Consider the following 24,801-nt stretch of genomic DNA (forward strand, 5'->3'; position numbering starts at 1 on the left):
CTACAGGATCCGCCTGCTGTCCTGATCCTCGGCCAGAAGACGTGACGACGGCCCGGGCCGGAAGGTCCGGGCCGTATCCGCGCTTCAGATGGTCACCGCGCCGCGGGTGATCGACAACACCCCCGTCCGGCCAATTCCACGAGGCCGAGGGGTCGCATCAGGTCGATGAACTTGTCGATCTTGGACGAGGCCCCGGTGACCTCGAAGATGAAGCTGTCGATGGTGGTGTCCAGGACCCGGGCGCGGAAGATCTCGCTGATCCGCAGCGCTTCCACCCGCTCGGCGCCGCGGCCCTGCACCTTCACCAGGGCCAGTTCCCGCTCCAGGCCATTGGGATCGCGGGTCACGTCCTGGACGTGGCGGGTCGCCACCATCTTCTGAAGCTGGGCCTCGATCTGGGCCAGCACAGACCGCGCGCCCCGGGTGACGATGGTGATCCGGCTGGTGTGGGCGTTGCGATCGGTCTCTGCGACCGTCAGGCTCTCGATGTTGTACCCGCGCGCCGCGAAGAGGCCGACGACCCGGTGAAGGACGCCCGGCTCATTGTCCACCAGTATGGCGAAGGTGGCGAGATTTTCGGCCTGGTCCTCATGCGCCAGATCATAAACGGAGGCGGGGTGGGCGTCGGTCATGTCGGTCTCGCTCGGCTACAGGGGCGAGGTGTCACAAGCCGGACCGATGGGCAAGGCCCCAGGACCAAAGCGGGGGCTGCCGCCGGAAACGCTTGCGCCCAGCCTTCGACTCTGCGGGAGTCCAAGGCCCGCAAAGCCGGGCGGAGGCGTCATGAAGCCAGGATCAGACCGCAAGCACCAGGACACGCCCCGGACGTCCCCTGCCGGGTCCCGCCGACTGATCCAGTACGCGGCCCTGGCCTGGCGCGGCTCCCGGACCGGCAGGGCCGAGATTCTCCTCATTACGTCCCGTGAAACACGGCGTTGGGTGGTTCCCAAGGGCTGGCCCATCCGGGGACTCAAGCCCCATCAGGCCGCCGCCAGGGAAGCCTGGGAGGAGGCTGGCGTCGAGGGGCGCATGGGGGCCCGAAAGGTGGGCGTATTCGATTACCAAAAGCGTCTCTCCGGCGGCCAGATGCAGCCGGTCCGGGTTGAGGTCTATCCGCTTGAGGTGGTGGAAGAGCACGACGACTGGCCGGAGGCCGGCCAGCGCGAGAGGCGATGGTTTTCCCCGGACGACGCCGGTGCAAATGTGGAGGAGCCCGGTCTGGCCCGGCTCCTGGCTGAATTTCGGGGAAGGGAGGGGTGAACCTCAGGCCCGCCGCGCGCGGATCGGCAACGGGGTCCTCAGCATCTCGCCCTTCATGGCCCCGACGCCGGCCGTAGGCGATACCGGCTGGGCAAGGATCTTGTGGACCGTGTCCATCCCTTCGACCACGTATCCGAAGCAGGCGAAACCGAGGTTGTCGCCCTGCGCCGAGGGATCGGCGTCGAGATAGGCCTGGTCGCCCGCACAGATGAAGAAGTCGGAGGTTGCCGAGCCCGGGGCCCTGCGTCCCATGGAGATCGCTCCATCGGTATGGCGCAGCCCGGTGCGGGTCGTGGGTTCATGCCGCACCGGCGGGAGCACCCAGGCGGGATCGTTCTGAAGTCCTCCCTGTATGACGCCATAGTCGAAGACCTCGGCGCCCGGAGGTATCGACCTTCGGTAGAATGTGCCCCGATCCATGCGCCCCTGGTCCACATAGCGCAGGAAATTGGCGGTCGTCGCCGGGGCCTTCTCTCCCTGCAGCTCGAGGAGAATGTCGCCAAGGCGTGTCGACAGCCGCACGCGGACCAGTCCCGTTCCGGCCCTGGCCAGGGTGGGCCCCGCCACCGCCGCCGCGCCTGTCGCCAGAAACTCTCGTCGCCGGATCATTCCCACCTCCTGGTCCGCACTCTAGACCGGGGGCCCGCCGCGCGGAACCCGCCGCCGATCAGGCGTCTACGGGATCTGCGTCTGACGAGATCCGGACACCCGCCCAGCGGTTCAGCGCCGCAATCAGAAGCGCCGGAACGATGGGCTTGCCGACATGGTCATTCATTCCGGCGCGATAGGCTTCGGCAACCTGCTCCGGCAGGACATTGGCCGATAGCGCGATGATCGGGGTGGTCCTGTTCTCCTTGGACACTTCACGGATCGCCCGGGTCGTCGCAATGCCGTCCATGCCGGGCATCTGAAGATCCATCAGGATCAGATCGAAGGTCTCCCGCACGGCGATCGACACCGCCTGCTGCCCGCCTGCAGCCTCATGGACGACCTGTCCGGCCGCCTCTAGCAGCGCACGGACAATCTCGCGATTGGTCTCCACATCGTCGACGATGAGGATCCTCAGGCTCGAAGCTGAGTCTTCAATGCCGTCATCGAGGCTTTCCGCCGGCCCTTCCGTCGCGGGCGGAGCGAAGACACTGAAGGTGAAGGTGGATCCGACCCCGGGAGTTGAGCTGGCCGAAATCGAGCCATTCATCAGCTGGGTCAGCTGCCGGCTGATGGAGAGACCAAGGCCGCTTCCCCCGTATCGCCGGCTGATTGAGCCGTCCGCCTGGGTGAATCGCTGGAAGAGCTTCTCGATCAGCGCGTTATCCACCCCTACGCCGGTATCGATCACGGAAACCTCAAGCAGCCGGCGGATGCGGTCGTAGCTCGCCTGGATGCGGATTGAGCCCTCTTCTGTAAACTTCAGGGCGTTGCTCAGGAGGTTGACGAGAATCTGCTGAACCCGCGCCCGGTCAGCAAGGACGTGCTCTGGCACAGGCTCGTCAATCTGCACCCGGAGATGCAGCCCCTTGGCCTCGGCCTGTAACCTGAAGAGATCCGCCGCCTCATCGAGGAAGTCCCTCAAATGAAAGGGCGCCGGATCCAGGTCGACCTGCCCGGCTTCAAGCTTCGAGAAATCGAGGATGTCGTTGACGACGGACAGCAGCGCCTCGCCACTCGTGATCACCTTCCGGATGTAGGTCTGGGCGGCAGGGGGCAGGTCCGGGGTCTGGGACAGAAGCGTCGAGAACCCGATGACCCCGGTCAATGGCGTCCGGACCTCGTGGCTCATATTGGCCAGGAACTCGCTCTTGGCCTGGGCCGCCGCCTCGGCGTTCGTCTTCGCCAGCCGCAAATCCTCCTCCAGGACCCGCCTTTGGGTCACATTGCGGAAGTTGATCACGGCCGAGCGCGGGCGACCTTCAGGATCCCGGACGGCGTTCGCATATCCTTCCAGCCAGACAGGTTCGTCGATCCGGCGCCGGATCAGGAACCTGAACTCTCCGATCAACTGCCCCTCACTTGGATGGGTCTCGAAGATCCGGTCCAAAAGCAGCCGGGCCCGCGCCCTGTCTTCAGGATGAATTAAGTCCTCGAGCGGCTGGTGAACCAGCGAGTCCGAGCTGAAACCAAGGGTCCGGATCGACGGCGATGCATACATGATCCGCCTTGCAGGACTGACCCAGATCACGATGTCGGAGATGTTGTCAGCGAGAAGCCGAAGTCGCGCTTCGCTCTCCGAGAGAGCCGCCTCGCGTCGTCTCGTCTCCGTCACGTCCAGTGAGACGCCGATGATCCCGATCACATTTCCGCCGGAGTCGAGCTCCGGATCGCATTGGGTCAGGACGTGTTTCACGCGACCATCGCGGAGCTTGCTGCGCGTCTCAACCCGGATGGGAAGGCGGGTTCGCACCACCTCCCGGTACACCTGGTTGATGCGCGCCTGATCGCTCTCGTCGTGGAGCTTGAGGAGCTCGCCCGGACCATCTGCGACCATGCTGGCGTCTATCTGGTAGAGGTCCAGGAGCCCCGTCGACAGGTCCATCCTCTTGGTCTTGCGATCAATCCGGAAATGACCTGATCCGCCCAGATGTTCCGCCAGGTCTGCAATGCGCTGGGCGTCCTCAAGCTGGCGGTTCTTGGCCTCTCCCTCCGAGAGTATCCGGTCAAAAGTCCGCCGCCGCTCGTTCAGGGTCATGTAGACGGTCAGGAAGACGGCGAGAAGCAGGATGAGGATGGACAGGTCGGTGGCCACCAGCGTCGCCAGTCCGGCGTTCCAGTGGTCGATTGCGGTGTTGATCTGCCTCCAGACTCCCGCAGCAATGGGGGGGGCAACCCGGAACCAGAGCTGTCGCGGCTTGCGGTAGTCCACCACGATGGCGCGGAAGACCATGGCGCCCCAGATCGCCAGTCCTGCAAGGGCCGCTTCAGGGGCCGAGGCAGAGATCAGGATCAGGCCCAGGCCCGCGGCGGCGAGGCTCCGGATCAGCATGAACAGGTCTGCAATGCCCGATCTGCCGGGTCTGGTGGCCAGGGTCAGGCTCTCTGCCCCCGCCGTCGCGAGGACGAAGGCTAACCACCAGAGGGCCGCCGTAACCCCGACAAAGGGCCACGCGGCTATGGCTATGGCGATGGCGGCGAGGGCGTCCTGGACTGTGCTGGCCGACAGGAGACGCCAGGCGCGAAGGCGTCGCAGGTCGCCGTCTAGCAAGACTCCGGAGTCCGGCCGTCGCGTTTCCATCGCCTCTCTGTCCAGGTCCCTTGATCCGCCGACTTTCGCCTGCGCAGCCAGCCTGCTCCGGAACGATGAAGAAATGATTTGTCGACCCGGGGGAGTTCACAGGTTCAGGTTGCGCCGGTTTTGGCTGGCGAGACGCGGGTGTCCTGGTTCATGGAAGTTCAGCCAGGCAGACCTCCGGCCGGACAGAGCCCAGAGGGATCGGTTCCATCCGAGCCGATGAGTGTCTAGGGTGACAGGCTTTGGGAGAGGAGTTCAAGGATGGCGATTTCGCTTTATGATGTGAGCGTCGGGTCGATGCTTCAGACCGTAGGGGCGGTCTCCGCCTTCGTCGAAAAGGGGCGCGCCTGGTGCGCAGAGGCCAGCGTGAATCCCGAAGAGGTGGTCGAGACCCGGCTGGCGTCGGACATGTTCCCTTTCCGGTTCCAGCTGCTCTCCGTCGTTCATCATTCGATCCACGCCATCGAAGGGGCCAGGGCCGGCGTCTTCGGCCCGCCTGCACCCATGGATCTCGATTATGCGGGTCTGCAGGCCCATGTCGCCGACGCCCTGTCCCGCCTCAGGGCCCTGTCCGCGGACGAGGTGAATGCGCTTGAGGGGCGCGATGTCGTCTTCAAGCTGGGCTCAAGCCAGATTCCCTTCACGGCGGAAGGGTTCCTGATGTCCTTTTCGCTTCCCAACCTCCACTTCCATGCCGCCACCGCCTACGACATTCTCCGGCAGAAGGGAGCGCCCCTAGGCAAGCGCGACTACCTCGGAGCCCTGAAGATCCGCGCCTGACGTCGCGTCGACCTGCTCACGGGTCCGTCAGAGCCGCTGGGTCGATCAGGGCGTGTCCGGGCGAGACCTTCACGCCGGCCAACAGGTTGAGGGTTGCGGACTGGCGGCCTGGGTCGATGGGCTTGGTCGCGTGATCATTCATGCCAGCAGCCTCGATCCGCTGGATCTGCTCATCCATGACGTTTGCGGAGATCGCGATGATCGGCGTGTTACGGTTACCGGACGCGACCTGCCGGATGGCGTGGGTCGCGGCAAAGCCGTCCCTGCCCGGCATCTGAAAGTCCATCAAGATCAGGCCATAGGGTCGCTGAATGGCTAGGGATATGGCGCGGGCGCTGCTGGACGCCTCTTCCGCGGACTGCCCTGCGGCGTCCAGCAGCGTCCTGATCAACTCCCGGTTCATGTCCGGGTCATCCACTACGAGGATGCGAAAGGCTTCATCCACCCTGTCTGAGGCGGCGGCGTTCCCGTCAGAAAGGCCGGGCGACGCGGTCGGTGGTGCGGGCGCCTCGAAGGTGAAGGCGGAACCGCTTGCCAAGCTGGATGTCAGCCGGATTGATCCTCCCATCGGGGGGTGCGCTGCCGGCAGAAAGACAGACCAGGCCCGGCGCCGCCAAAGCGCCGGGTGATCGACCCGTCAGCCTGAATGAACCTCTGGAAGAGCCTGTCCGGGAGTTCCGGGGGTACTCCAATCCCCGTATCCGAGACCGCAATCTCGATCCAGAGCCGCTCCCAGTCGTACCTGGCCCTGAGCAGCACCGAGCCGGTCTCCGTGAAATTGATCGCATTTTCAGGAGGTTGCTCAGGATCTGTAACAGCTGCTCCCGTTCTGCCTCGCAACAAAGCCCGAGGATGTCTTCCAGGCTGACGTGACCCTCCTCCCGTGACCGGCCGTGCAGCTGGTAGAGGCTCGGCGATGGTCCCATGAGAGCGCGGCCTGCCACCCGACGAACGCCGCCAGCTGCGGGCCGAGGAAATCGGCCGGAGAAGCTATAACAGACCTGCTGGCCCGATCAGGTCCGGGGCTTGGCGGTAGACCAGAGGCTCGACCAGGAACAAGGTGATGATGAAGCTGATCCAGCCCAGCGCCGCAGGAACCCCGAGGAAGGGCGCGGCGGCGAGCGCCACCATCGAGCCGACGAGACAGAGACGCATAGTTCTGTTGGCGATCAGCCGCCAGAGGACGTCCTGCCATTCGCGAGGCCAAGGGTCGTTTCTGGCGGGCACGATTGCTATCGGGTTCTCCCCGCATCCAGAGCCGGGACCGCCTCGATGGTCTCGTCAGGCGATGTCTTGACGCCCGACCACCGGCTCAGGGTGGCGAAGAACTGGGCAGGCACGATCGGCTTGGCGATGTGGTCGTTCATCCCGGCTTGCTGGGCTTCCCGGACATGCTCGCTCATCACGTTCGCCGACAGTGCAATGATCGGAGTCCGGCGGTTGGGTCCCGCCTGTTCCCGGATCGCCCGGGCGGTGGCGAAGCCGTCCATGCCGGGCATCTGGAGATCCATCAGGATCAGATCGTACGCCTGTCTCGCCGCAAGGGAGATCGCGTCCGGACCATCCATCGCGACCTCTGCGTCGAGGCCGGCTGCGAGCAGAAGGGCGCGAGCCAGCTCGCGGTTGGCCTCCAGGTCATCGACGACCAGGATCTTCAGATCTCCGATCTCCTGATCACCGACCCCGGTCGCGTCCATAGCGGCGATTTGGCCTGAGACGGCTGGTGCGAGAATTTCGAATGTGAAGGTCGAGCCCGCTCCGGGTGTGGAGTGAAGCTGGATACCTCCTCCCATGAGTTCCGTCAGCTGTCGGGAGATCGAGAGGCCCAGGCCGGTGCCGCCGTATCGCCGGCCGATCGAACCGTCAGCCTGGGTGAAGCGCTGGAAGAGCCGATCCGCCACCGTCGGCGAAACGCCGACCCCCGTGTCGCTCACGGAGATCACCAGGGCGTTCCGTTCCCCATCGTGCCGGGCCCGAATGGCGATTTCCCCCTCCTCCGTGAATTTGACGGCGTTGCTCAGCAGGTTGGACAGGACCTGCTGCAGTCGTGACCGGTCGGCGAGAACGTATTCCGGCGCAACGCTGGCGACCTCCACCCTGAGCGCAAGTCCCTTTCCGGAGACCTGGGCAGAGAACAGGCCGGCGACATCGTCAAGGAAAGACCGCAGCGGGAGCGGGACCGGATCAAGGTCCACCTGCCCGGCCTCGAGTTTCGAGAAGTCGAGGATGTCATTGACAACGGTCAGCAGCGCTTCGCCGCCGGCTACGACCCTCCGAAGATAAATCTCGGCCTGCGCCGGAAGGCCCGGCAACTGGGACAGGAGGGTCGAGAAGCCGAGGACACCGGTCAGGGGGGTCCGGACCTCGTGGCTCATGTTCGCCAGGAACTCGCTCTTGGCTTCGGCGGCGGCCTCGGCTCGGGTCTTGGCCTGTCGGAGATCTTCTTCCAGTTCTCTACGCCGGGTGACGTCCCGGAAGTTGAACACGGCCGAGCGGGCCTGGCCGCCAGGGTCCCGGACGGCGCTGGCCCGTCCCTCGAGCCAGACCTCGCCCGGAGAGTCATTACGCGACCGGAACCGGAATTCGCCGGTGATCCCGGGGTGAGACGCGCCGCCGTCGAAGACCCCCTTCAGGAACACCGTCGCGGCGGGACCATCCGACGGGTCTACGAAGTCTGCAAGGGTGCGACCCACCATCTCCTCGGGCGAGTAACCGAGTGACCGAACCGACGTGGAGGCGTAAAGAATGCGCCCGCCCTCGCTGATCCACAGAACGATATCCGTGACGTGATCGGCGAGCAGGCGCATCCGCGCTTCGCTTTCGGCCAGGGCCGCCTCTCTGGATCGGGTCTCGGTCACATCCATGGCCACCCCGAGGATCGCCGCCACCTTCCCGGAGCTTGTCACTTCAGGGCTGGCCTGGATCAGTATGATCCTCTCCCGGCCGTCTCGAAGCCGGCAGCGGACCTCGGTCTCAGTCGGCTTCCGGGTTTCGACCGCCTCGTTGATCATGTCCGCAAGCCGGGCCTTCTCGGGTCCGGGGTAGAGATCGAGGAGATCCTGGAATTCGGGGCTCTCTGTCGAACGGTGAAATCCGTGGATTTCGAAGATCCCGTCCGAGAACGTCGTGGTTTGGCCGTTGTTGGCGACCCGGAAGTGCCCGATCCCGGCGACCTGCTCGGCCAGCATCGCAATCTTGTGCGCCTCCCTGGCCCGCCTGGCGCTTGACCGGATCTCGGCGCTCGCCCGTCTCCAGCCCTCCCTGCGATGAATGACGGCGGCCCGGATGGCCAGGAAGATGAGAGCCAGCAGGACCAGGTTGGCCAGGTCCGTGACCACGATCTCAGACCGCCCCTGTCGTGCGTTCTCGAACGCGGAGTCCAACTGGAACCATGTCGCGGAGAGAAGGGGAGGGGTGACGCTGAGCCAGAAGCCGAGAGGCGGTAAATTCTCAATGATGAGCTTCTGAGATAGGACCATTGAAATGACTGCCATTCCAAGGATTTGGGCCTGGCCATCGAATCCAAGCATTAATCTCAAACCGATCGCGCAAAATGCTGTAACAACAAAGAGATCTATAAAAGCTTTTATTGTTGATTTTTTGAAATAGTCATTTATCGACACGTATCTAGATATAACAAATGAATCTAGATACACTAAAAAAACAACAAAAATGCACCAAATCGAAGTGTATACATATCCCAGATAGGGATATGCAGATATTGAAACCACAATTGCAAATGCGATGTTGATGATCGGAGGCAGATTCCCCCTGTTCATCAACAGGATCAGCGCTCGGTCCAGAGGCGTCATTCCCTTGATGGATTTGGAGATCAGGGGGTCGCGCGCCGCCATGATGTTTCCGGACGTGTCCTCTTGAGCGGAGATATTCTGTGGGGGTGGAATTAAGGAATGATTTCCGACACCTGGGCGCAATTTGATTCAGTCTTAAGTTGAGCCTGCTCTGTGCTGAACGCGCGGAAGCGCTCTTTGATTTCCGCGGCTCTGCGGCCCCTCTGGTCAAATCGTCGCCCCGGTGGAACGAGGCCGTCCCATGGCTTGACCGGCCGGAAGGGGCGGCGCAGCCTCATCAGGAACTGCGCCGGGCGCGAGACGGAATATGTCGGACGAAATTGCTCTGCTCGACGCGCTCCGGGTCCCGGAGTCCTTTCGTCTGCAGGCGCGTCTGGGCCGGTGGGCCTGGATCATCAGGATCGGCGCAGGCCCTGCGGCCCTGCGCGGGCAGGCGGCCTCCGCTGTGACGGACTGACCCTTCAAATTGTGCAACGAGTACCAGCTCAGGGTCCGCCGCGCTGACTACGACGCCGACTTCCGTGCACTCGGCCGTGACGTGCTGTGGCGGGATGCGGAACCGAACCGTCCGCCGGACGTCTGCTTCCGGCCGACCGACCGGGCCCCGATCCTTCGTCGCGCGGGCGGTCCAGCCAGCCTGGAGGGCCTGGAGGCGCGATGGTGGCTTGTCCCCGCCTTCCACAGGGGGCGGGTTTCGGAGTGGAAGGCCATGTGCACCAACGCCCGGATCGAGACAGCCGCCACAGCGCCCTCGTTCCGCGACTCGGTGAGGTGGGGACGCTGCCTCGCCCCTGTAACCTCTGTCTTCGAGTACGACACCCCCCCGGGATGGCGGAAGGGACAGCCCCGGCGACGCTGGGAGGTGACCTGGCCTGAAGACAGGGGCTCAGGTCCGGTTCGCTTTCTCGCCGGGCTTTGCGCGCGGTCCTGTCCCGCTGACAGGCCCGAGGGGCTCGACAGCTTCGCCGTCATCACCCGGCCAGCCGGTGCGGACATGGCCCGGATCCACGACCGTCAGCCGGTCCTGATGACCCTGTCCGAGGGCCTGGACTGGCTGGACCTCGGAGGCCTGGACGCCCTGCCTGTCCCTGGCCCGGAGGGAACCCTCGTGCTCCGGGAAGCGCCTCGCCCGGCCTGAGCCCCTGCGCCCGCAGGCTCCTGTCCTCCCGGGGCGAATGCGACCGGGAGGCGACGGCCCGCCCTAGACCAGCCGCTTGCCCGCGTCGTCGATGATCGAGCCCAGGTCGCGGCTCTCCTCGGCCAGGATCATGTCGTTGTGCGCCTTGCCCGAGGGAATCATCGGGAAGCAGTTCTCTTCCTTGGTCACGCAGCAGTCGAAGATGACCGGGCCGGGATAGTCGATCATCTGGCGGATGGCGTCGTCCAGCTCCGCCGGCGTCCGCGCCCGCAACCCCAGGCAGCCGAAGGCCTCCGCCATCTTCACGAAGTCCGGCAGGCTGGCTGAATAGGAATGCGAATAGCGCTCGCCGTGCAGCAGCTGTTGCCACTGCCGGACCATGCCCATCCATTCGTTGTTCAGGATGAAGATCTTGATCGGCAGGCCGTACTGGATGGCGGTCGACATCTCCTGCATGGTCATCTGCACGCTGGCGTCGCCGCCGATGTCGATGACCAGGCTTTTCGGATGGGCCAGCTGCACGCCCACCGCGGCCGGAAGGCCGTAGCCCATGGTTCCCAGTCCGCCGGAGGTCATCCAGCGGTTGGGCTCTTCGAAGTGGAAGAACTGCGCGGCCCACATCTGGTGCTGGCCCACCTCGGTGGTGATGTAGACGTCCTTGTCGCGGGTGAGGGCGTAGAGCCGCTCGATGGCGTACTGCGGCTTGATGCTGTCTGCCGAGGGCGCATAGCGGAAGGAATTCCGCGCCCGCCAGGCCCCGATCTGCCGCCACCATTCGGCCAGGGCCGCGCCGTCGCACGACAGGTTGCGGGCCTTCCAGGCGGCGATCATGTCCTCAAGCACGCTGGCGGCGTCGCCGACGATGCCGATGTCGGCGCGAACGTTCTTCGAGATCGAAGACGGGTCGATGTCGATGTGGATCTTGCGCGAACCGGGTGAGAAGGCGTCGAGCTTGCCCGTCACCCGGTCGTCGAAGCGCGCACCGATGGCCACCATGACGTCGCAGTCATGCATGGCGTTGTTGGCCTCGAAGCTTCCGTGCATGCCCAGCATGCCCAGCCACTTCTCGTCCGAGGCGGGGAAGGCGCCCAGGCCCATCAGGGTCGAGGTCACCGGCGCGCCGGTCAGGGCGGCGAACTCGCGAAGCAGGGCCGAGGCCCGGGGACCGGCGTTGATGACCCCGCCGCCAGTGTAGAGGATGGGTCGGCGGGCGCCGGCGATCATCTGCACCGCCTCGGCGATGCGCGCCGGGTCGCCCTGGGTCCGCGGCCGATAGTCGTGTGCGTGCACCACCTCCCGGGGCCCCTGGTAGGGGGCCCGGCCGAACTGCACGTCCTTCGGGATGTCGATGACCACGGGCCCCGGGCGCCCCGAAGTGGCGATGTGGAAGGCCTCGTGCATGATGCGGGGCAGGTCTGCGGTGTCCTTGACCAGATAGTTGTGCTTGGTGATCGGACGGGTGATGCCGATGGTGTCGCACTCCTGGAAGGCGTCCGTACCGATCAGATGGGTGGCGACCTGGCCCGTGATGACCACCAGGGGAATGGAGTCCATCAGGGCGTCGACGATTCCGGTGACGGCGTTGGTGGCGCCCGGCCCGGACGTCACCAGAACGACTCCCGGCTTGCCTGTCGAGCGGGCGTAGCCCTCGGCGGCGTGGGTCGCCCCCTGCTCGTGGCGAACCAGGACGTGCTGAAGGCGCGGCTCGTTGAACAGGGCGTCATAGATCGGCAGGACCGCCCCTCCGGGATATCCGAACAGCGCCTCCACCCCCTGGTCCACCAGGGCGCGCACGACGATCTCCGCGCCCGTCAGGGTTTCGGTCTCGGTAGCGGCGGGGGTCAGGGTCTGGGTGCTCATGGCGGTGGGGTCCGGGGGTGTTGGGCAACAAAAAGGGCCCTCAAGGGGCCCGGGCGTATGCGACCAGTCGCGGCTGACGGGGTCAGTCCGCGGCGGGCCGCCTGGCGACTACGAGGATGCGACGCATGTGTCGTCTCCGGAAACAGTTGACTAGGCTAGTGCCATGCCCCTTTCAGGCCGTCAAGTCGGGGTTCAGCGCAAGAAATGACCTCCATTGGGCTTCAGGATCGATGTCGGTGATCGCTGGCCAGTCCGACATCCGGCCCCTGAGCCAGACCTCCTGGCGCTTGACGTAGTTACGGGTCGCCCTTTGGCCGGTTGCGATGGCCTCCTCAAGCGTCATCTCCCCGTCGAGGAAGGCGAGGAGTGGACGAAGCCCGACGGCCTTGCAGGCGGGCAGGGCGGGGTCCAGCCTGCGCGCGGCGAGCGACCGGGCCTCTTCAAGCGCGCCGTTGCGAACCATGGCGGCGAACCGGGCGTCACAGCGGCGGTAAAGCGCCTCGCGCGGGGGCATGAGCCTCACCCCGCGCCAGCCGCCGGCGGGCAGTCCCCCCTGCGTCTCGCCCTGCCAGTCGCTGAGCGACCGTCCGGTTTCGGCGAACACCTCCCAGGCCCGGCAGAGGCGCTGGCGGTCTCCGGGAAGGATCCGGGCGACTGCGGCGGGATCGGCCTTGGCCAGCCTGTCCCGGAAGGCGGCCTCCCCGAGGGCCTCGAACTCCGCCGCGGCGCGGGTGCGGGCGTCGCCGGACACCGCCGGGACGTTGGCGAGCCCCTTCACGAGGGCCTCGAAGTAAAGGCCCGTGCCGCCCGCGACGACCACGTCGGCGCCCCGGCTGCCGAGGGTGTCGATCACCTCGCGCGCCGCCGCGAGCCAGCGTCCGGTTGACCAGGCCTGCCCTGCATCCACGGTCCCGACCAGGTGATGCCGGACGGCTGCGAGGTCGTCTGGCCCCGGCGATGCGGTCAGCACCGGCAGGTCGCGATAGATCTGGAGGGCGTCGGCGCCGATGATCTCCGCGCCCACCTTCCGCGCGAGGCGGAGGGCCAGTGCGGACTTGCCGCTTGCCGTTGGGCCGGCGATGAGCCAGATGCGGGACGTCATGCAGATCGCGCTCACCCTTGTCGGACAGGACCCGGAGGCGGCGGACGCCGCAGCGGGCCGCATCGCCGAAGCGCTCGCAGCCCGGGGTCGCCCCGTCAAGCCGGCGTCGTCTCCCGGCGCCTCGGCCCGGGAGTTCCACCTCGATCCGGTCGACATCCAGGACCTTCGGAAGGCCGCCCTGGCGGCCGTGGCGGGCCTGCCGGCGGACCTTTGCGTCCAGCCCCGGGAGGGTCGCCGGAAGCGTCTGCTTCTTGCGGACATGGACAGCACCATCATCGCCTGCGAATGCCTGGACGAGCTGGCGGATTTCGCCGGCCGCAAGGCCGAGGTGGCCGCCATCACAGAGCGGGCCATGCGCGGCGAACTTGAGTTCGAGGGCGCCCTGCGAGAACGGGTGGCCATGTTGGCCGGCCTGCCGGAATCCCAGCTTGAGCGCGCCTACGCCGAGCGGGTCCGTCTCAATCCCGGCGCCCGGACCTTCGTGCGCACGCTGGCGGCTTCCGGCGCCCACTGCGTCCTCGTGTCCGGCGGCTTTGATTTTTTCACCCGACGGGTCGCCATCCAGGCCGGGTTCCACGAGGACCGGGCTAACCGGTTCGTCGTGTCAGACGGTCATCTCACCGGCGCCGTCGAGACCCCGATCCTCGGCCGTGAAGCCAAGCTCGCCACCCTCGTCAACGAGGCCGAACGGTTGGGCCTGGACCTGTCCCAGACCGCGGCCATTGGCGACGGGGCCAACGACCTGGCCATGATCGGCGCGGCTGGCCTGGGCCTTGCCTACCGCGCCAAGCCGGTGGTCTCCGCCGAGGCCGACGCCCAGATCGACCATGCCGACCTGACGGCCGCCCTCTACTTCATGGGCTTCTTGGAGTCCGAGTTCGTCCGCGACTGAGGGCTCAGGCCCGCAGGCTGAGCCGGACCAGGTCGGCGGCGGCGTGCAGGTCGTCAACGATGCGCGCGCACAGGGATTCCATCTCGCCGGTCGGGGCCAGAAGGTCCGGGACCATCACCGTCATCATCCCCGCCGCCGCCGCCGACCTGACGCCGTTATGGCTGTCCTCGAGGGCAAGGCAGTGGGCGGGGGCCGCCTCCAGCCTCTGCGCCGCGACCAGGAAGGGATCGGGATGGGGCTTGCCGCGGGGATAGTCGCCCCGGGCCGCCACGGCGTGGAAGCGGCCCTCCAGGCCGTGCCGGCCGAGGTTGAAGGCGACGTCCTCATGACGGGAGGAGGTGGCGATGGCCCTCGGCAGGGCGAGGTCGTCCAGCAGGTCAAGGAACTCGCGCACTCCCGCCTTCAGGAAGTCTTGCCCCCGGGCGAGGGCGTGAAAATGCTCCGCCGATGCTTCCCACAGGCCGTCGACGTCGAAGTCTTCGCCGAAGTGGTCCAGCAGCAGGCGCCGGCTTGCCTCGCCCGGGAGGCCGATCAGGCTGTGGAAGACCGGTTCCGGCATCTCCCGGCCGATCCCCTCGGCGGCGGCGGCGAAGGCGTCCCGATAGAGGGCCTCGGTGTCGAACAGCAGGCCGTCCATGTCGAAGATCACGGCGCGGGGCGGGCGGGGCAGGGGCATCTCGCCCTTGTCCGACGCCGGAGGCCCCGCGGCAAGGGACCTCGCCCCTTGTGTTCATCCTCCGCCGACCGGATATGGGGGCCTGAGCCGCAGAGAGACCCCCGATGACCGCCGACGCCCCCATCGACCGCGCCGCCCTCCTCGCCGCCCTCGATGGGATCCTGGACCCGAAGTCCGGCAAGGGCCTGAATGCGGCGGGGCTGGTGCGCGGCCTGATCCTGGCGCCGGGCCGGGCGGGCTTCATGCTGGAGGTCCCTGCGGGAGAGGTGGAGACCTACCAGCCCGTGCGCGACGCCGCCGAGGCCCTGATCGCGGGCCTACCGGGCGTGGTCCGCGCCCAGGTCGTCCTGACCGCAGAGGCCCCGGCCGGCCGGCCCTCGGCGACCGTCACGCCGGTCCGCGCCACGCCCCAGCGCCGCACCGCCGCGCGGGTCTCGGAGGACCCCGCCGCCAGGCCCGCCCCCTCCGGCGAGGCGGTTCGGCCGGATCATGTGCGCCGGGTCATCGCGGTGGCCAGCGGCAAGGGCGGGGTCGGCAAGTCCACCATCTCCGTCAATCTCGCCGCCGCTCTCGCCGCGCGAGGTCTCTCGGTGGGCCTGCTGGATGCGGACGTCTACGGCCCGTCGGCGCCCAGAATGATGGGGCTGGACTCCCGTCCCGCCTTCAACGCCGACAAGAAGCTCGTTCCCCTAGAGGCCTGGGGCGTGAAGGTCATGTCCATCGGCTTCCTGGTGGACGAGGGTTCGCCCATGATCTGGCGCGGTCCGATGGCCTCGTCCGCCGCCCGCCAGATGGTGCAGGACCTGCTCTGGGGGACAGCCGAGGCCCCCCTGGACGTTCTTGTCGTCGACCTGCCGCCGGGTACGGGCGACATCCAGCTGACCCTCGTCCAGAAGCTGAAGATCGACGGGGTCCTCATCGTCTCCACCCCTCAGGAGATCGCTCTCATTGACGCCCGCCGGGCGGCGGCCATGTTCCGCAAGACAGAGACTCCCTTGCTGGGCGTGGTCGAAAACATGGCCTGGTTCGAGGAGCCGTCCACCGGGGCCCGGATTCCGATTTTCGGCGAGGGCGGAGCCAGGGCCGAGGCCGTTCGCCTGGGCATCCCACTCCTGGCCGAAATTCCCCTCGAGACGCCCCTGCGCGCCGCCTGCGACGAGGGCCGGCCCGGCGTGCTCTCACACCCTCAGAGTGTGTCCTCCCGGGCCTTCGCCAGCCTCGCAGCGTCTGTGGCCTGAGATGGCCCGGACGCCTGGCGTCAGCGGCGGTCCACCGTCGCCTGACCGGGCTCGGCCGTCAGGCCCTCCAGGACGGCGGCTTCGTCATAGTTGACCGAAACCCCGTCGCGTTCATCCAGCTGTCTCCGGATTTCGGCGTGGGTCTTGGCGTCGAGCTTGTAGCCGATGAAGCAGGCCCCCGCGAGCATGACGAAAACGATCGGCCCGATGATAAACGCCAGGTCCAGAACCAGGAGCTGCTCCGGCGTGTTGGCGGCTCCCCCCCTGGGGTCATAGCCGAACAGAGCCAGCAAGTTGAAGGTGAGGGCGATCGAGAAGGCCCCCGCCAGCTTGCTGGTGGCGGCGGTGAGCGAATAGAGCAGGCCGATCTGCTCGCGCCCGCCCTCCAGGCGGAGCTCGTCGCCGATGTCCGCCGTGATGGCCCGGATCATGACGCCGAAGCCCGCGGCGAGGGCGCCTTCGATGGCCATGGTGGGGACAAACCAGGCGAAGTTTCCCTTTGGCAGGAACAACAGCAGGCCCAGGACTACCGAGTACAGGGTGGTTGTCAGCATCAGCGCCCGGTGCTTGCTGATGCGGTTGGCCAGGGCCGCGGTGAGAGGTGCGCCCACAAAACCTGCGACGATATAGACCATCAGGAGCAAGCTGGCGCCTGTCTGGGTGAAGCCCCGGGAATTCATGAAGAAGAACATGTAGAGGGCCGCCATCCAGCCCGGGCCCAGGGTCACGAAGAGGTCTGCAGCAAGGACGCGGATCACGTTCCCCCGGGCGAACAGCCTGGCGTAGTCGGAAAACTTGAAGTGCGCCCCGTCGTCGGGGCTGATGGTCTCCGGGGTCGGGATCACCGCAATCAGGAGGGTGATGGGGATCATGACCATGACGAACCAGCCTATGGCCTGGATCGGGTTGACGTCCTTGACGCCCGTCTGCTCCAGCAGGATCGGGATGGCGAGGGCCGTGAGGGATCCGATCACGCCCACGGCGGTCAGAATCCCGAAAATCTTTGATCTCTGCTCGTAGGTCTTGGCGAGGACGGCGGCCCAGGCGGAGTGCGAGAGCCCCATGATCGACTGGCCGAGGTACATGGCCAGCAGCCAGATCACCAGATAGGCGAGCGTGGCGCCCTTGGGCGCATTGTAGAGCATGTAGACGGAGACGATCAGCACCGGCGCGCCGGCCATAATCCAGACCCTGTACCGCCCGAACCGGGTTCGCGTGCGGTCCATGCCAAGGCCGATCACCGGATCCAGCCAGATGTCCATCAGCCTCACGAGGCCGAAGGCCCCTCCGACGACGGCGAGGCTCACGCCGAGCTGGCTGGCGAAGTAGGGGGGGAGCTGGACTCCCACCGAAAGACCCAGCGCGGCGAGGGGAAGGCTGATGGCGGCGAAGGCGAGCGAGGCGGACAGACTGAGCCGGCCGCCCGACGGCGCCTGTTTGACATGCGACACGCTATAGCCCCCCACTTCGTCCGGAGTTTCCGGATCATGCGGAAGGATAGGCCGCGTTCCCCCTGTCAGGGCAAGGGAAATCGCGGCCCAGATGTGGCGTCAGCCGCCCTGCATCTTGCGGAAGAACTTCCCGCTCTGCTCGCCGCCGTTGACATAGGCCTTCTGGCCGGTGGGATCGGTGATGCGGGCGAAGTTGTCTCGGACCTCCTCGACCGACAGACCGCCCTCGCCAAGATAGACGCCTTCGGTCTCGTAGATGCGGGCCTGGGCGAAGGCGCCGGCGCCGGCCGTCAGGATCACGCCGGTCGGCGCCTCTTCTGAGACCAGGTACACCACCGCCGGGGTCACATACTCCGGCTTCAGCTTCTCCAGGACCTCGGCGGGCATCAGGTTCTCGGTCATCCGGGTGGCGGCCACAGGGCTGATGGCGTTGACGTGGATGTTGTTCTTCTGGCCCTCGAGCTTCAGCGTGTTCATGAAGCCGATCAGGGCCAGCTTGGCGGCGCCGTAGTTCGACTGGCCGAAGTTGCCGTAGAGGCCGGTGGAGGAGGTGGTCACCAGGATCCGGCCGTAGTTCTGGGCCTTCATGATCTCCCAGACCGCCTTGGCCGGCTTCACCGTGCCCATGACATGAACATTCATCACGGCCTCGAAGTCGGACATCTCCATCTTCGAGAACGACTTGTCCCGCAGGATGCCGGCGTTGGCGACCAGGATGTCGATGCGGCCCCAGGCGTCCATGGTCTGCTTGACCATGTTGGCCACGCCGGCGTCGTCGGTCACCGAGCTTCCGTTGGCGATGGCTTCCCCGCCGAAGGCCTTGATCTCGGCCACCACGGCCTCGGCCGCGGCGGACGAACCACCCGAGCCGTCGACGGAGCCGCCCAGGTCGTTGACCACCACCTTCGCGCCGCGCCGGGCGAGCTCGAGGGCGTGCTGCCGGCCGAGGCCGCCGCCTGCGCCCGTGACGATCGCCACCTTACCGTCAAACCGGATGTCCGCCATCTGAAGGCTCCCTGCCCAAGTTGAATTCGGGCGGGTTTGTGCGGCGGGGGAGGGCGGGCGTCAAGCCGCGCGTCAGGCGCCGCCCTTCCGGAAGCGCACCAGCACCCGCTGCCCGATCAGCAGGGGCGCCTCGCCGGCGCTCACCACCACCTCGACGACCCGCTCGTCCTTACGCTCGGACGGATCGTCCGACTGCAGTCGCCGGGCGCCGAACACCGCAGAGATTCTCAGGACCTGGCCGGGATAGCTTTTTCCCGGGTCGGCCTCGGGACTGATCTCGACAGCCTGGCCTACCGCCACTGCGGGCAAGGAGCCCTCTGTCACTTCCGCCCGGACGATACGCGGCGTCCCGGGCTCAAGGTCGAACAGGGTCGAGACGTTCAGGGTCGAGGCGCCGGAGCCCGGGTTCGCGTAGCGGCGGGCGATCCGACCATCCACGGGGGCGCGGACGATCGTCAGTTCAAGCTCATACTGGGCCTGGGCCAAGGCCGCTCGGGAGGTGTCCACCGCCGCTTGTCCGGACGCCAGATCGGCCTCGGCCTGCCGCACCTGGTCCTCCGCCTGGTCGAGCTTCTGGGCAGCGACGAAGTTCGATCCGACCAGACCCTGTAGCCGTTCACGCTCGCGACGGGCGCTGGAGACGGCTACCTCCAGACCGACGAGGCGCGCCCGGGCCTCCCCGAGGGCCGCCGAGGCGCGCGCCGCCGCCAGGCGGGGCTCATCGTCCTCCTGGCGGGCCAGCACCTGGCCTTGTGTCACTACGTCGCCCTCGTTCACCAGGACGTCGCGGATGATACCCGCCCGACGGGCGGCGACCGGGATCATGCCGCCTTCGACGTCCACCTTGCCGTTTGCAGCTGCGGCGTAGGGCGAGACGGCCGGCGCGGCAGCGGGCTCAGGCTCCGGGATGGCCAGCATCCTCCAGGCCGCCAGGCCGGCTCCAGCCGCCACCAGGAGGATGAGCCCCCAGACCAGGGGTTTGCGCAACAGGCCCGTCATGTGGTCTCCGCCTCCATTCCGGCGATCCGGCCATCCTCGATATGGATGACCCGATCGGCCCAGGCTTCAAGTCTGTGGTCGTGAGTGACGCAGATCACTGCAGCGTCATGCTCGCGCGCCGCACGCTGCAGGAGGCCGACCACCCTCTGTCCGTTTTCCCCGTCGAGGGCGGAGGTGGGTTCATCTGCAAAGATCAGTTCCGGCTGCTTCGCCAGGGCCCGGGCGATGGCCACCCTCTGTTTCTCCCCGCCAGAAAGCTCCGCCGGGCGCAGGGAGAGGCGCGGCGTCAGCCCCACCTCCTCCAGGGCCTCTGCCGCCCGGCGCCGGGCCTCGCCCCGGGGGCGCCCCGCGAAGGTCAGCACCTGGGCGACCTGGTCGAGGGCGGTAAGGGCCGGGAACAGGTTGAACCCCTGGAAGATGAAGCCGCAGTGATCCATCCGGAACCGGTCGATCGCCTCGGGCCTCTGCCGCCACAGGTCTGTCCCCAGGGCGTTCACGGTTCCGGCGTCCGGGCGCAGCAGGCCGGACAGGACCGCCACCAGGGTCGACTTGCCGGACCCTGAGGGGCCCATGACGAGGGTGATCTCGCCCCGGCGGGCGTTGAAGTCGACGTCGTCCAGAACGGTGAGGCTCGCCCCGCCGGAGGCGTAGCGCTTGGTCAGGCCCCGCGCCACAATGGCGATATCGCCGCTCATCTCAGCAGCTCCGCAGGCTGGCTGCGGGCCAGGGCGCCCAGGGACAGGAAGCCTGAGACCAAGGCGATCATCATCAGCAGGCCGGCAATAAGCGCGACGAAGGGGGGGCTCAAGGCCATCGTGACATTCGTGACTCTGGCGAGGCCGAGCACGCCGGCCATAAGACCGGCTGTGGCGATCAGGCCCGCGACCCCGACCCAGAAAGACAGCTCCAGAACCACGCCCCTCAACGCAGACATCGAGACTCCCAGGGCGCGGAGGCTGGCGAACTCGCGGATGTTGGAGGCGATCGCGCCGCGCAGGGTCTGGGAGGTTATGCCCAGTCCGATCAGCACCGACAGAATGAAGGAGAACCCCAGGACGATGCCGACGATCTGCTCCTCCATGAAGGCCTTCTCGTTGGCTTTGGCGAGATCCCTTGGCAGCCAGGCTCGATAACTCCCGTTCGCCCGGGCGTTAAGCGCATCCCGCGCCCTGACGGCCGCCGCAGGAGTCTCAAGCCGGACAAGCAGAGGCCCGGTCTTGTCGCCGCGTGTCATCAGGCCCAATCGGATCATGCTGTCCCTGGACACGAACACCTGCGGAGACTGCACATTCGCATAGCCCTCGACCGCGCCGCGGACGACGATGGTCTGTCCGTTGAGAATGGCCATATCGCCGACCTGGACGCCCAGAACGCTGAGGCCCGACCGGTCCACCACGGCTGACAGCGGCGTCTGAAGCGCGGTCATGGTAGCCTGGCCGAAGTCGCGGGGCAGGGTGACGGCGTCCGGTACGGGGTCCACCATCGCGACCAGGACGAAGACCTGCCGCTGGGCTTCTCCGGGACCTGGGATGTTCCTCCAGGTGGCGCCGCTCATCTCCCAGGGGCTCAGGTCGCGGACATCCGGCGACAGATAGATCTGCGGAGCGATCCGGCTGGGCAGTTCAATGGCGGTGGGACCGAAAATACTCTCCACCTTGGGGGGCATGATGATCAGGTCCGCCCGGCTCCGGTCCAGGGTCGCGGTGATGGAGCGGACCAGCCCGGTGATCAGCCCAAAGAGCGAGAGGATCAGCACGCCCGAGAAGGCGAGCGCGATCACCGCCGCCTGATAGCGGCGCCATTCATGGATCAGCGTGGCCAGTGCGAGGGACATGGATGCTCCAGTGGACTCTCCGGGACCAGCATCCCACCCGCCGCATTAATCGAAGGTAAGGTTGCGTTGCGTCAACCCCATCCGGGGCCGGGGGTGGCCACCGGCTGCGGTCGCCGCTAGAACCGCCCTCTGAACGCCCGATCAGGGCGCGAACGGATGATGACATGAACCTGAAGCTCGCCGGCGCCCTGGCTGCGGCCGCCCTCACCCTGCCCGCCTCCGCCCTGGCCGACGAGGGCATGTGGACCTTCGACGCCTTCCCCGCCGCACGGGTCGAGCAGTCCCTCGGCGTGAGGATCGACCAGAAGTGGCTGGACCGGGTGCAGGCGGCTTCTGTGCGCCTCACCAGCGGCTGCTCGGCCTCGATCGTCTCCCCGGACGGGCTGGTCCTGACCAACCAGCACTGCATCGTGGAGTGCGCGCAGAACCTTTCGAGCGGATCGGCCGACTATGTGAAGGACAGTTTCCTGGCCAGGACCCGGGTGGAAGAGCGGACCTGTCCCGGCGTGCAGGCCGAGATCCTTCTGTCGATCACCGATGTCTCCGCCGAGGTGACCGGGGCCACCCAGGGTTTGTCGGGGGCGGACTTCGTCAAGGCCCGTAACGCGGCCTACGCCCGGCTCGAGACAGCCTCGTGCGGAGCCGACGCGACGGTGCGCTGCCAGGTGATCAGCTTTTATCGCGGCGGCCAGCACAAGCTCTACCGGTACCGCAAGTATTCCGACGTACGCCTTGTTTTCACGCCGGAACTCGGCGCAGCCTTCTTTGGCGGGGACCCCGATAACTTCAACTTCCCGCGCTATGCCCTCGATGTCGGCTTCCTGCGACTCTACGAGGGCGGCAAGCCGGTCCGCACGCCCCGGCATCTGATCTGGAGGGCGCGGGCCCCGCTTCCGGGCGAGGCCACCTTTGTCTCCGGCAATCCCGGCTCCACAGATCGGTTGCTGACGGTCGCCCAGCTCGAGACCCAGCGTGATCTTGTCATCCCGGTCGGCCAGCTCCAGCGCTCCGAGCTTCGCGGACGCCTGATCGAGTTCTCCCGCCGTGATGCTGAGAGCCGCCGGATCGCCACCGACACCCTGTTCGGTGTCGAGAACAGCTTCAAGGTCTTTTTCGGTCGCCAGTTCGCCCTCAACGCGCCCTCCCTGATGAACGCCAAGCGCGCCGAGGAAGCGGACCTTCGCGCCCGCGTGGCCGCGGATCCCGCCCTGGCCGACCGGGTCGGCGACCCCTGGTCGGAGATCAGCGCCATCCAGAAGGTCCATGCCGACCAGTTCCTTCGCTTCCGGCAGCTTGAGGCGAACTCCGGTGGCGCCTCCGACCTGTTCAGTTTCGCCCAGATCCTGGTGCGCGGCGCCCGCGAGCGCACCCTGCCCAGCGCTGAGCGCCTGCCGGAGTTCGCCGATGCGCGGCTTCCCCTCCTGGCCAAGCAGCTCCTGGATCCGACCCCGGTCGATACGCCCCTCGAACAGCTTGAGCTCGAATTCTGGCTGCTCAAGACCCGCGAGTACCTCACCGCCGACGATCCTGTGACCAAGCTTCTGCTTGGCCGTGAGAGCCCCGAGGCCCTCTCTGCGGCCCTGGTCTCCGGCTCGAAGCTGGGTGACCCGGCCGTCCGCAAGGCCCTCTGGGAGGGCGGCCTGGCCGCCATCCAGGCCTCTGAGGATCCGATGATCCGCTACGCGCTCCGGATCGACGACGAGGCCCGCGCCGTGCGCAAGGCCTGGGAGACCCAGGTCTCCGCCCCCACCGAGGCTGCGGCCGCCCGGATCGCCAGCGCCCGCTTCGCGGTGTTCGGCGACACGGTCTACCCGGACGCCACCTTCTCCCTTCGCCTGTCCTTCGGGAAGGTGGCGGGCTGGACCTGGCGGGGGACGGAGGTTCCGCCGACCACCCGGCTGGCGGGACTTTACGAACGCGCCACAGGCGCCGAGCCCTTCCGGCTGGCTGACCGCTGGCTGGCGGCCCGCGACCGGATGAACCTCGACGCGGTCTACAACTTCGTCACCACGAACGACATCATTGGCGGCAACTCCGGATCCCCCGTGATCAGCGCGAGCGGCGAGGTCCTCGGCGCCGCCTTTGACGGGAACATCCATTCCCTCGGCGGCGCTTATGGCTATGACGGGACCCTGAACCGCACCGTGGTGGTTTCCACCGCCGGCGCCACAGAGGCCCTGCGCCACGTCTACGGCGCCGAGGCTCTGGTCCGGGAGCTGGGGGTCCGCTAGGGGTCGCCGACAGAACAAGACGGGTGAAACCGATGACAGACCTGTTCGCGCCGATGAGTTTCATCCGCGGTCCAGCGATGAAGAACCGGCTGATGCTGGCGCCGCTCACCAACCTGCAGAGCCATCCCGACGGGACGCTCTCCTACGACGAGCACCGCTGGCTCACCCTTCGCGCCCAGGGCGGTTTCGGCCTGACCATGACCGCCGCCGCCCACGTGCAGCGGATCGGCCAGGGCTTTCCCGGCCAGGTCGGGATCTTTTCCGACGTCCACATCCCCGGCCTCGCCCGCCTGGCGGAGGACATCCGCAAGGCCGGCAGCCTCGCGGTCGTCCAGCTGCATCACGCCGGCATGCGGTCCCCCGCCGCCCTGATCGGCGAGGCCCCGGTCTGTCCTTCCGAGGACGCCGAGACCGGCTCGCGCGCCCTGACCCTCGACGAGGTCCGCCGCTTGCGCGACGACTTCATCGCCGCCGCCGTCCGGGCCGACAAGGCCGGCTTCGACGGGGTGGAGATCCATGGCGCCCACGGCTATGTGCTGTGCCAGTTCCTGAGCGCCCAGACCAACCGCCGCACCGACGCGTACGGCGGTTCACCGGAGAACCGGGCCCGCCTGATCCTGGAAATCCTCGACGGCGTGCGCGCCGCCTGCCGCGCCGACTTCAACCTGGGCCTGCGCCTTTCCCCCGAGCGGTTCGGCCTCAGCCTCATGGAGGTCCGCGACCTCGCCGGCCGCCTCCTGTCCGAGGCGAAGATCGACTACCTCGATATGTCCCTTTGGGATTGTTTCAAGGAGCCGGTCGAGGAGGCCCACCGCGGTCGGACCCTCATGTCCTACTTCACCGACCTGCCGCGCGGCGAGGTGCGCCTCGGCGTCGCCGGCAAGATCATGAGCGCCGCCGACGCCCGGGCCATGCTGGACGCCGGAGCCGACTTCGTCCTGCTCGGCCGCGCCGCCATCCTGCATCATGACTGGCCGCAGAAGGCCAAAGCCAATCCCGACTTCAGGCCCGTGAGCCTTCCCGTGACCCGCGCCCACCTCGAGGCCGAAGGGCTCGGCCCGCCCTTCGTCACCTACATGGCCACCTGGGCCGGCTTCGTCGAAGGCTAGCCGGCGCTCAGCTGCACCCCAAGGGGGATCTCCGGACGAAGTCCGGTGAGGGGGTGCAACGGCGCCTCCGCAAACCCCCTCCGGCCCGCTGCGCGGTCCACCTCCCCCTCAGGCGGGGGAGGAATTGGAGCGGCGAATTGCGCCCCATCAGGGGGAGCTCCGGACGAAGTCCGGTGCGGGGGTGCAAC

At 67.1% G+C, this 24,801-nt stretch carries 22 protein-coding genes and 1 pseudogene; 8 read left to right on the forward strand and 15 right to left on the reverse strand.

Translation table 11 applies throughout. The features are described from left to right. Positions 1-84: 84 nt before the first annotated feature. Positions 85-632: pseudogene (ilvN, locus tag INE98_RS04480) on the reverse strand (acetolactate synthase small subunit). 151 nt (positions 633-783) lie between these two features. Here ilvN and INE98_RS04485 point away from each other — a divergent pair. Beyond that, a complete protein-coding gene (locus INE98_RS04485) occupies positions 784-1,260 on the forward strand; it encodes an NUDIX hydrolase (protein ID WP_293536908.1) in 477 nt (158 codons plus the stop codon). A gap of 3 nt (positions 1,261-1,263) precedes the next feature. Here INE98_RS04485 and INE98_RS04490 read toward each other — a convergent pair whose 3' ends face one another. Continuing rightward, positions 1,264-1,869 carry a peptidylprolyl isomerase gene (locus INE98_RS04490; RefSeq protein WP_293536909.1) on the reverse strand — a complete coding sequence of 202 codons (606 nt, stop codon included), beginning with the start codon at positions 1,867-1,869 and terminating at the stop codon, positions 1,264-1,266. 58 nt (positions 1,870-1,927) lie between these two features. Then, positions 1,928-4,489 (reverse strand): PAS domain-containing hybrid sensor histidine kinase/response regulator, encoded by a 2,562-nt coding sequence (locus INE98_RS04495; protein ID WP_293536911.1) that lies wholly within the window; start codon positions 4,487-4,489, stop codon positions 1,928-1,930. Between the two features lie 258 nt (positions 4,490-4,747). Here INE98_RS04495 and INE98_RS04500 point away from each other — a divergent pair, with 258 nt between their 5' ends. After that, positions 4,748-5,266, forward strand: a complete 519-nt coding sequence (locus INE98_RS04500) for a DUF1993 family protein (protein WP_293536913.1) — start codon at positions 4,748-4,750, stop codon at positions 5,264-5,266. A gap of 16 nt (positions 5,267-5,282) precedes the next feature. Here the strand turns inward: INE98_RS04500 and INE98_RS04505 are convergent, their stop codons facing one another. The 4 genes from INE98_RS04505 to INE98_RS04520 form a co-directional block, all read right to left on the reverse strand. After that, entirely contained in the window at positions 5,283-5,804 is a 522-nt protein-coding gene (locus INE98_RS04505) for a response regulator (protein ID WP_293536914.1), read from the reverse strand. A gap of 8 nt (positions 5,805-5,812) precedes the next feature. Beyond that, a complete protein-coding gene (locus tag INE98_RS04510; RefSeq protein ID WP_367120165.1) occupies positions 5,813-6,109 on the reverse strand; it encodes an ATP-binding protein in 297 nt (98 codons plus the stop codon). A gap of 147 nt (positions 6,110-6,256) precedes the next feature. Next, a complete protein-coding gene (locus INE98_RS04515; RefSeq protein WP_293536917.1) occupies positions 6,257-6,493 on the reverse strand; it encodes a hypothetical protein in 237 nt (78 codons plus the stop codon). A 5-nt stretch (positions 6,494-6,498) separates the two neighbouring features. Continuing rightward, positions 6,499-8,745, reverse strand: a complete 2,247-nt coding sequence (locus INE98_RS04520) for an ATP-binding protein (protein WP_293536919.1) — start codon at positions 8,743-8,745, stop codon at positions 6,499-6,501. Between the two features lie 640 nt (positions 8,746-9,385). On the opposite strand from INE98_RS04520, the gene INE98_RS04525 reads away from it, so the two are divergent. Continuing rightward, positions 9,386-9,535 carry a hypothetical protein gene (locus INE98_RS04525; protein WP_293536921.1) on the forward strand — a complete coding sequence of 50 codons (150 nt, stop codon included), beginning with the start codon at positions 9,386-9,388 and terminating at the stop codon, positions 9,533-9,535. Positions 9,536-9,544: 9 nt separating this feature from the next. Next, positions 9,545-10,216: an SOS response-associated peptidase family protein gene (locus INE98_RS04530; RefSeq protein WP_293536923.1), complete on the forward strand. Its 672-nt coding sequence runs from the start codon at positions 9,545-9,547 to the stop codon at positions 10,214-10,216. 63 nt (positions 10,217-10,279) lie between these two features. Here the strand turns inward: INE98_RS04530 and INE98_RS04535 are convergent, their stop codons facing one another. Together INE98_RS04535 and miaA are read right to left on the reverse strand one after the other, a co-directional pair. Beyond that, the gene (locus tag INE98_RS04535) at positions 10,280-12,076 is read right to left on the reverse strand and encodes an acetolactate synthase 3 large subunit (protein WP_293536924.1); all 1,797 of its coding nucleotides are present in this window, start codon (positions 12,074-12,076) and stop codon (positions 10,280-10,282) included. Positions 12,077-12,248: 172 nt separating this feature from the next. Further along, positions 12,249-13,178, reverse strand: a complete 930-nt coding sequence (gene miaA / locus INE98_RS04540; protein ID WP_293536925.1) for a tRNA (adenosine(37)-N6)-dimethylallyltransferase MiaA — start codon at positions 13,176-13,178, stop codon at positions 12,249-12,251. Here miaA and serB point away from each other — a divergent pair. Beyond that, the gene (serB, locus tag INE98_RS04545; RefSeq protein WP_293536926.1) at positions 13,156-14,070 is read left to right on the forward strand and encodes a phosphoserine phosphatase SerB; all 915 of its coding nucleotides are present in this window, start codon (positions 13,156-13,158) and stop codon (positions 14,068-14,070) included. The two genes, miaA and serB, sit on opposite strands and share 23 nt — an antisense overlap. 4 nt (positions 14,071-14,074) lie before the next feature. Here serB and INE98_RS04550 read toward each other — a convergent pair whose 3' ends face one another. Further along, a complete protein-coding gene (locus INE98_RS04550; RefSeq protein WP_293536927.1) occupies positions 14,075-14,746 on the reverse strand; it encodes an HAD family phosphatase in 672 nt (223 codons plus the stop codon). A gap of 104 nt (positions 14,747-14,850) precedes the next feature. On the opposite strand from INE98_RS04550, the gene INE98_RS04555 reads away from it, so the two are divergent. Continuing rightward, entirely contained in the window at positions 14,851-15,984 is a 1,134-nt protein-coding gene (locus INE98_RS04555) for a P-loop NTPase (RefSeq protein WP_293536929.1), read from the forward strand. A gap of 20 nt (positions 15,985-16,004) precedes the next feature. Here the strand turns inward: INE98_RS04555 and INE98_RS04560 are convergent, their stop codons facing one another. From INE98_RS04560 to INE98_RS04580, 5 genes are all read right to left on the reverse strand, one after another. Further along, entirely contained in the window at positions 16,005-17,435 is a 1,431-nt protein-coding gene (locus INE98_RS04560) for an MFS transporter (RefSeq protein WP_293536930.1), read from the reverse strand. Between the two features lie 99 nt (positions 17,436-17,534). Next, positions 17,535-18,440 carry an SDR family NAD(P)-dependent oxidoreductase gene (locus INE98_RS04565; RefSeq protein WP_293536932.1) on the reverse strand — a complete coding sequence of 302 codons (906 nt, stop codon included), beginning with the start codon at positions 18,438-18,440 and terminating at the stop codon, positions 17,535-17,537. 72 nt (positions 18,441-18,512) lie between these two features. Continuing rightward, positions 18,513-19,439, reverse strand: a complete 927-nt coding sequence (locus tag INE98_RS04570) for an HlyD family efflux transporter periplasmic adaptor subunit (protein ID WP_293536933.1) — start codon at positions 19,437-19,439, stop codon at positions 18,513-18,515. After that, positions 19,436-20,134 (reverse strand): ABC transporter ATP-binding protein, encoded by a 699-nt coding sequence (locus INE98_RS04575; RefSeq protein ID WP_293536935.1) that lies wholly within the window; start codon positions 20,132-20,134, stop codon positions 19,436-19,438. The genes INE98_RS04570 and INE98_RS04575 overlap by 4 nt, the downstream gene beginning before the upstream one ends. Beyond that, positions 20,131-21,273: an ABC transporter permease gene (locus INE98_RS04580; protein ID WP_293536937.1), complete on the reverse strand. Its 1,143-nt coding sequence runs from the start codon at positions 21,271-21,273 to the stop codon at positions 20,131-20,133. The genes INE98_RS04575 and INE98_RS04580 overlap by 4 nt, the downstream gene beginning before the upstream one ends. 164 nt (positions 21,274-21,437) lie before the next feature. On the opposite strand from INE98_RS04580, the gene INE98_RS04585 reads away from it, so the two are divergent. Both INE98_RS04585 and INE98_RS04590 read left to right on the forward strand, forming a co-directional pair. After that, positions 21,438-23,504: a S46 family peptidase gene (locus tag INE98_RS04585; RefSeq protein WP_293536939.1), complete on the forward strand. Its 2,067-nt coding sequence runs from the start codon at positions 21,438-21,440 to the stop codon at positions 23,502-23,504. A 32-nt stretch (positions 23,505-23,536) separates the two neighbouring features. Further along, positions 23,537-24,613, forward strand: a complete 1,077-nt coding sequence (locus INE98_RS04590; RefSeq protein WP_293536941.1) for an NADH:flavin oxidoreductase — start codon at positions 23,537-23,539, stop codon at positions 24,611-24,613. The last annotated feature ends 188 nt before the right edge of the window (positions 24,614-24,801 follow it).

Origin of the sequence: Phenylobacterium sp. (assembly GCF_020253645.1) — a bacterium.
Classification (GTDB): domain Bacteria; phylum Pseudomonadota; class Alphaproteobacteria; order Caulobacterales; family Caulobacteraceae; genus Phenylobacterium.

What these genes read in the sequence shown, in the direction of transcription:
- INE98_RS04500 (WP_293536913.1), top strand. Translation starts at nt 4,748, where the DNA reads ATGGCGATTTCGCTTTATGATGTGAGCGTCGGGTCGATGCTTCAGACC.
- INE98_RS04585 (WP_293536939.1), top strand. Translation starts at nt 21,438, where the DNA reads ATGAACCTGAAGCTCGCCGGCGCCCTGGCTGCGGCCGCCCTCACCCTG.
- serB (WP_293536926.1), top strand. Translation starts at nt 13,156, where the DNA reads ATGAGCCAGATGCGGGACGTCATGCAGATCGCGCTCACCCTTGTCGGA.
- INE98_RS04525 (WP_293536921.1), top strand. Translation starts at nt 9,386, where the DNA reads ATGTCGGACGAAATTGCTCTGCTCGACGCGCTCCGGGTCCCGGAGTCC.
- INE98_RS04575 (WP_293536935.1), bottom strand. Translation starts at nt 20,134, where the DNA reads ATGAGCGGCGATATCGCCATTGTGGCGCGGGGCCTGACCAAGCGCTAC.
- miaA (WP_293536925.1), bottom strand. Translation starts at nt 13,178, where the DNA reads ATGACGTCCCGCATCTGGCTCATCGCCGGCCCAACGGCAAGCGGCAAG.
- INE98_RS04520 (WP_293536919.1), bottom strand. Translation starts at nt 8,745, where the DNA reads ATGGTCCTATCTCAGAAGCTCATCATTGAGAATTTACCGCCTCTCGGC.
- INE98_RS04550 (WP_293536927.1), bottom strand. Translation starts at nt 14,746, where the DNA reads ATGCCCCTGCCCCGCCCGCCCCGCGCCGTGATCTTCGACATGGACGGC.
- INE98_RS04570 (WP_293536933.1), bottom strand. Translation starts at nt 19,439, where the DNA reads ATGACGGGCCTGTTGCGCAAACCCCTGGTCTGGGGGCTCATCCTCCTG.
- INE98_RS04555 (WP_293536929.1), top strand. Translation starts at nt 14,851, where the DNA reads ATGACCGCCGACGCCCCCATCGACCGCGCCGCCCTCCTCGCCGCCCTC.
- INE98_RS04490 (WP_293536909.1), bottom strand. Translation starts at nt 1,869, where the DNA reads ATGATCCGGCGACGAGAGTTTCTGGCGACAGGCGCGGCGGCGGTGGCG.
- INE98_RS04495 (WP_293536911.1), bottom strand. Translation starts at nt 4,489, where the DNA reads ATGGAAACGCGACGGCCGGACTCCGGAGTCTTGCTAGACGGCGACCTG.
- INE98_RS04535 (WP_293536924.1), bottom strand. Translation starts at nt 12,076, where the DNA reads ATGAGCACCCAGACCCTGACCCCCGCCGCTACCGAGACCGAAACCCTG.
- INE98_RS04590 (WP_293536941.1), top strand. Translation starts at nt 23,537, where the DNA reads ATGACAGACCTGTTCGCGCCGATGAGTTTCATCCGCGGTCCAGCGATG.
- INE98_RS04565 (WP_293536932.1), bottom strand. Translation starts at nt 18,440, where the DNA reads ATGGCGGACATCCGGTTTGACGGTAAGGTGGCGATCGTCACGGGCGCA.
- INE98_RS04580 (WP_293536937.1), bottom strand. Translation starts at nt 21,273, where the DNA reads ATGTCCCTCGCACTGGCCACGCTGATCCATGAATGGCGCCGCTATCAG.
- INE98_RS04485 (WP_293536908.1), top strand. Translation starts at nt 784, where the DNA reads ATGAAGCCAGGATCAGACCGCAAGCACCAGGACACGCCCCGGACGTCC.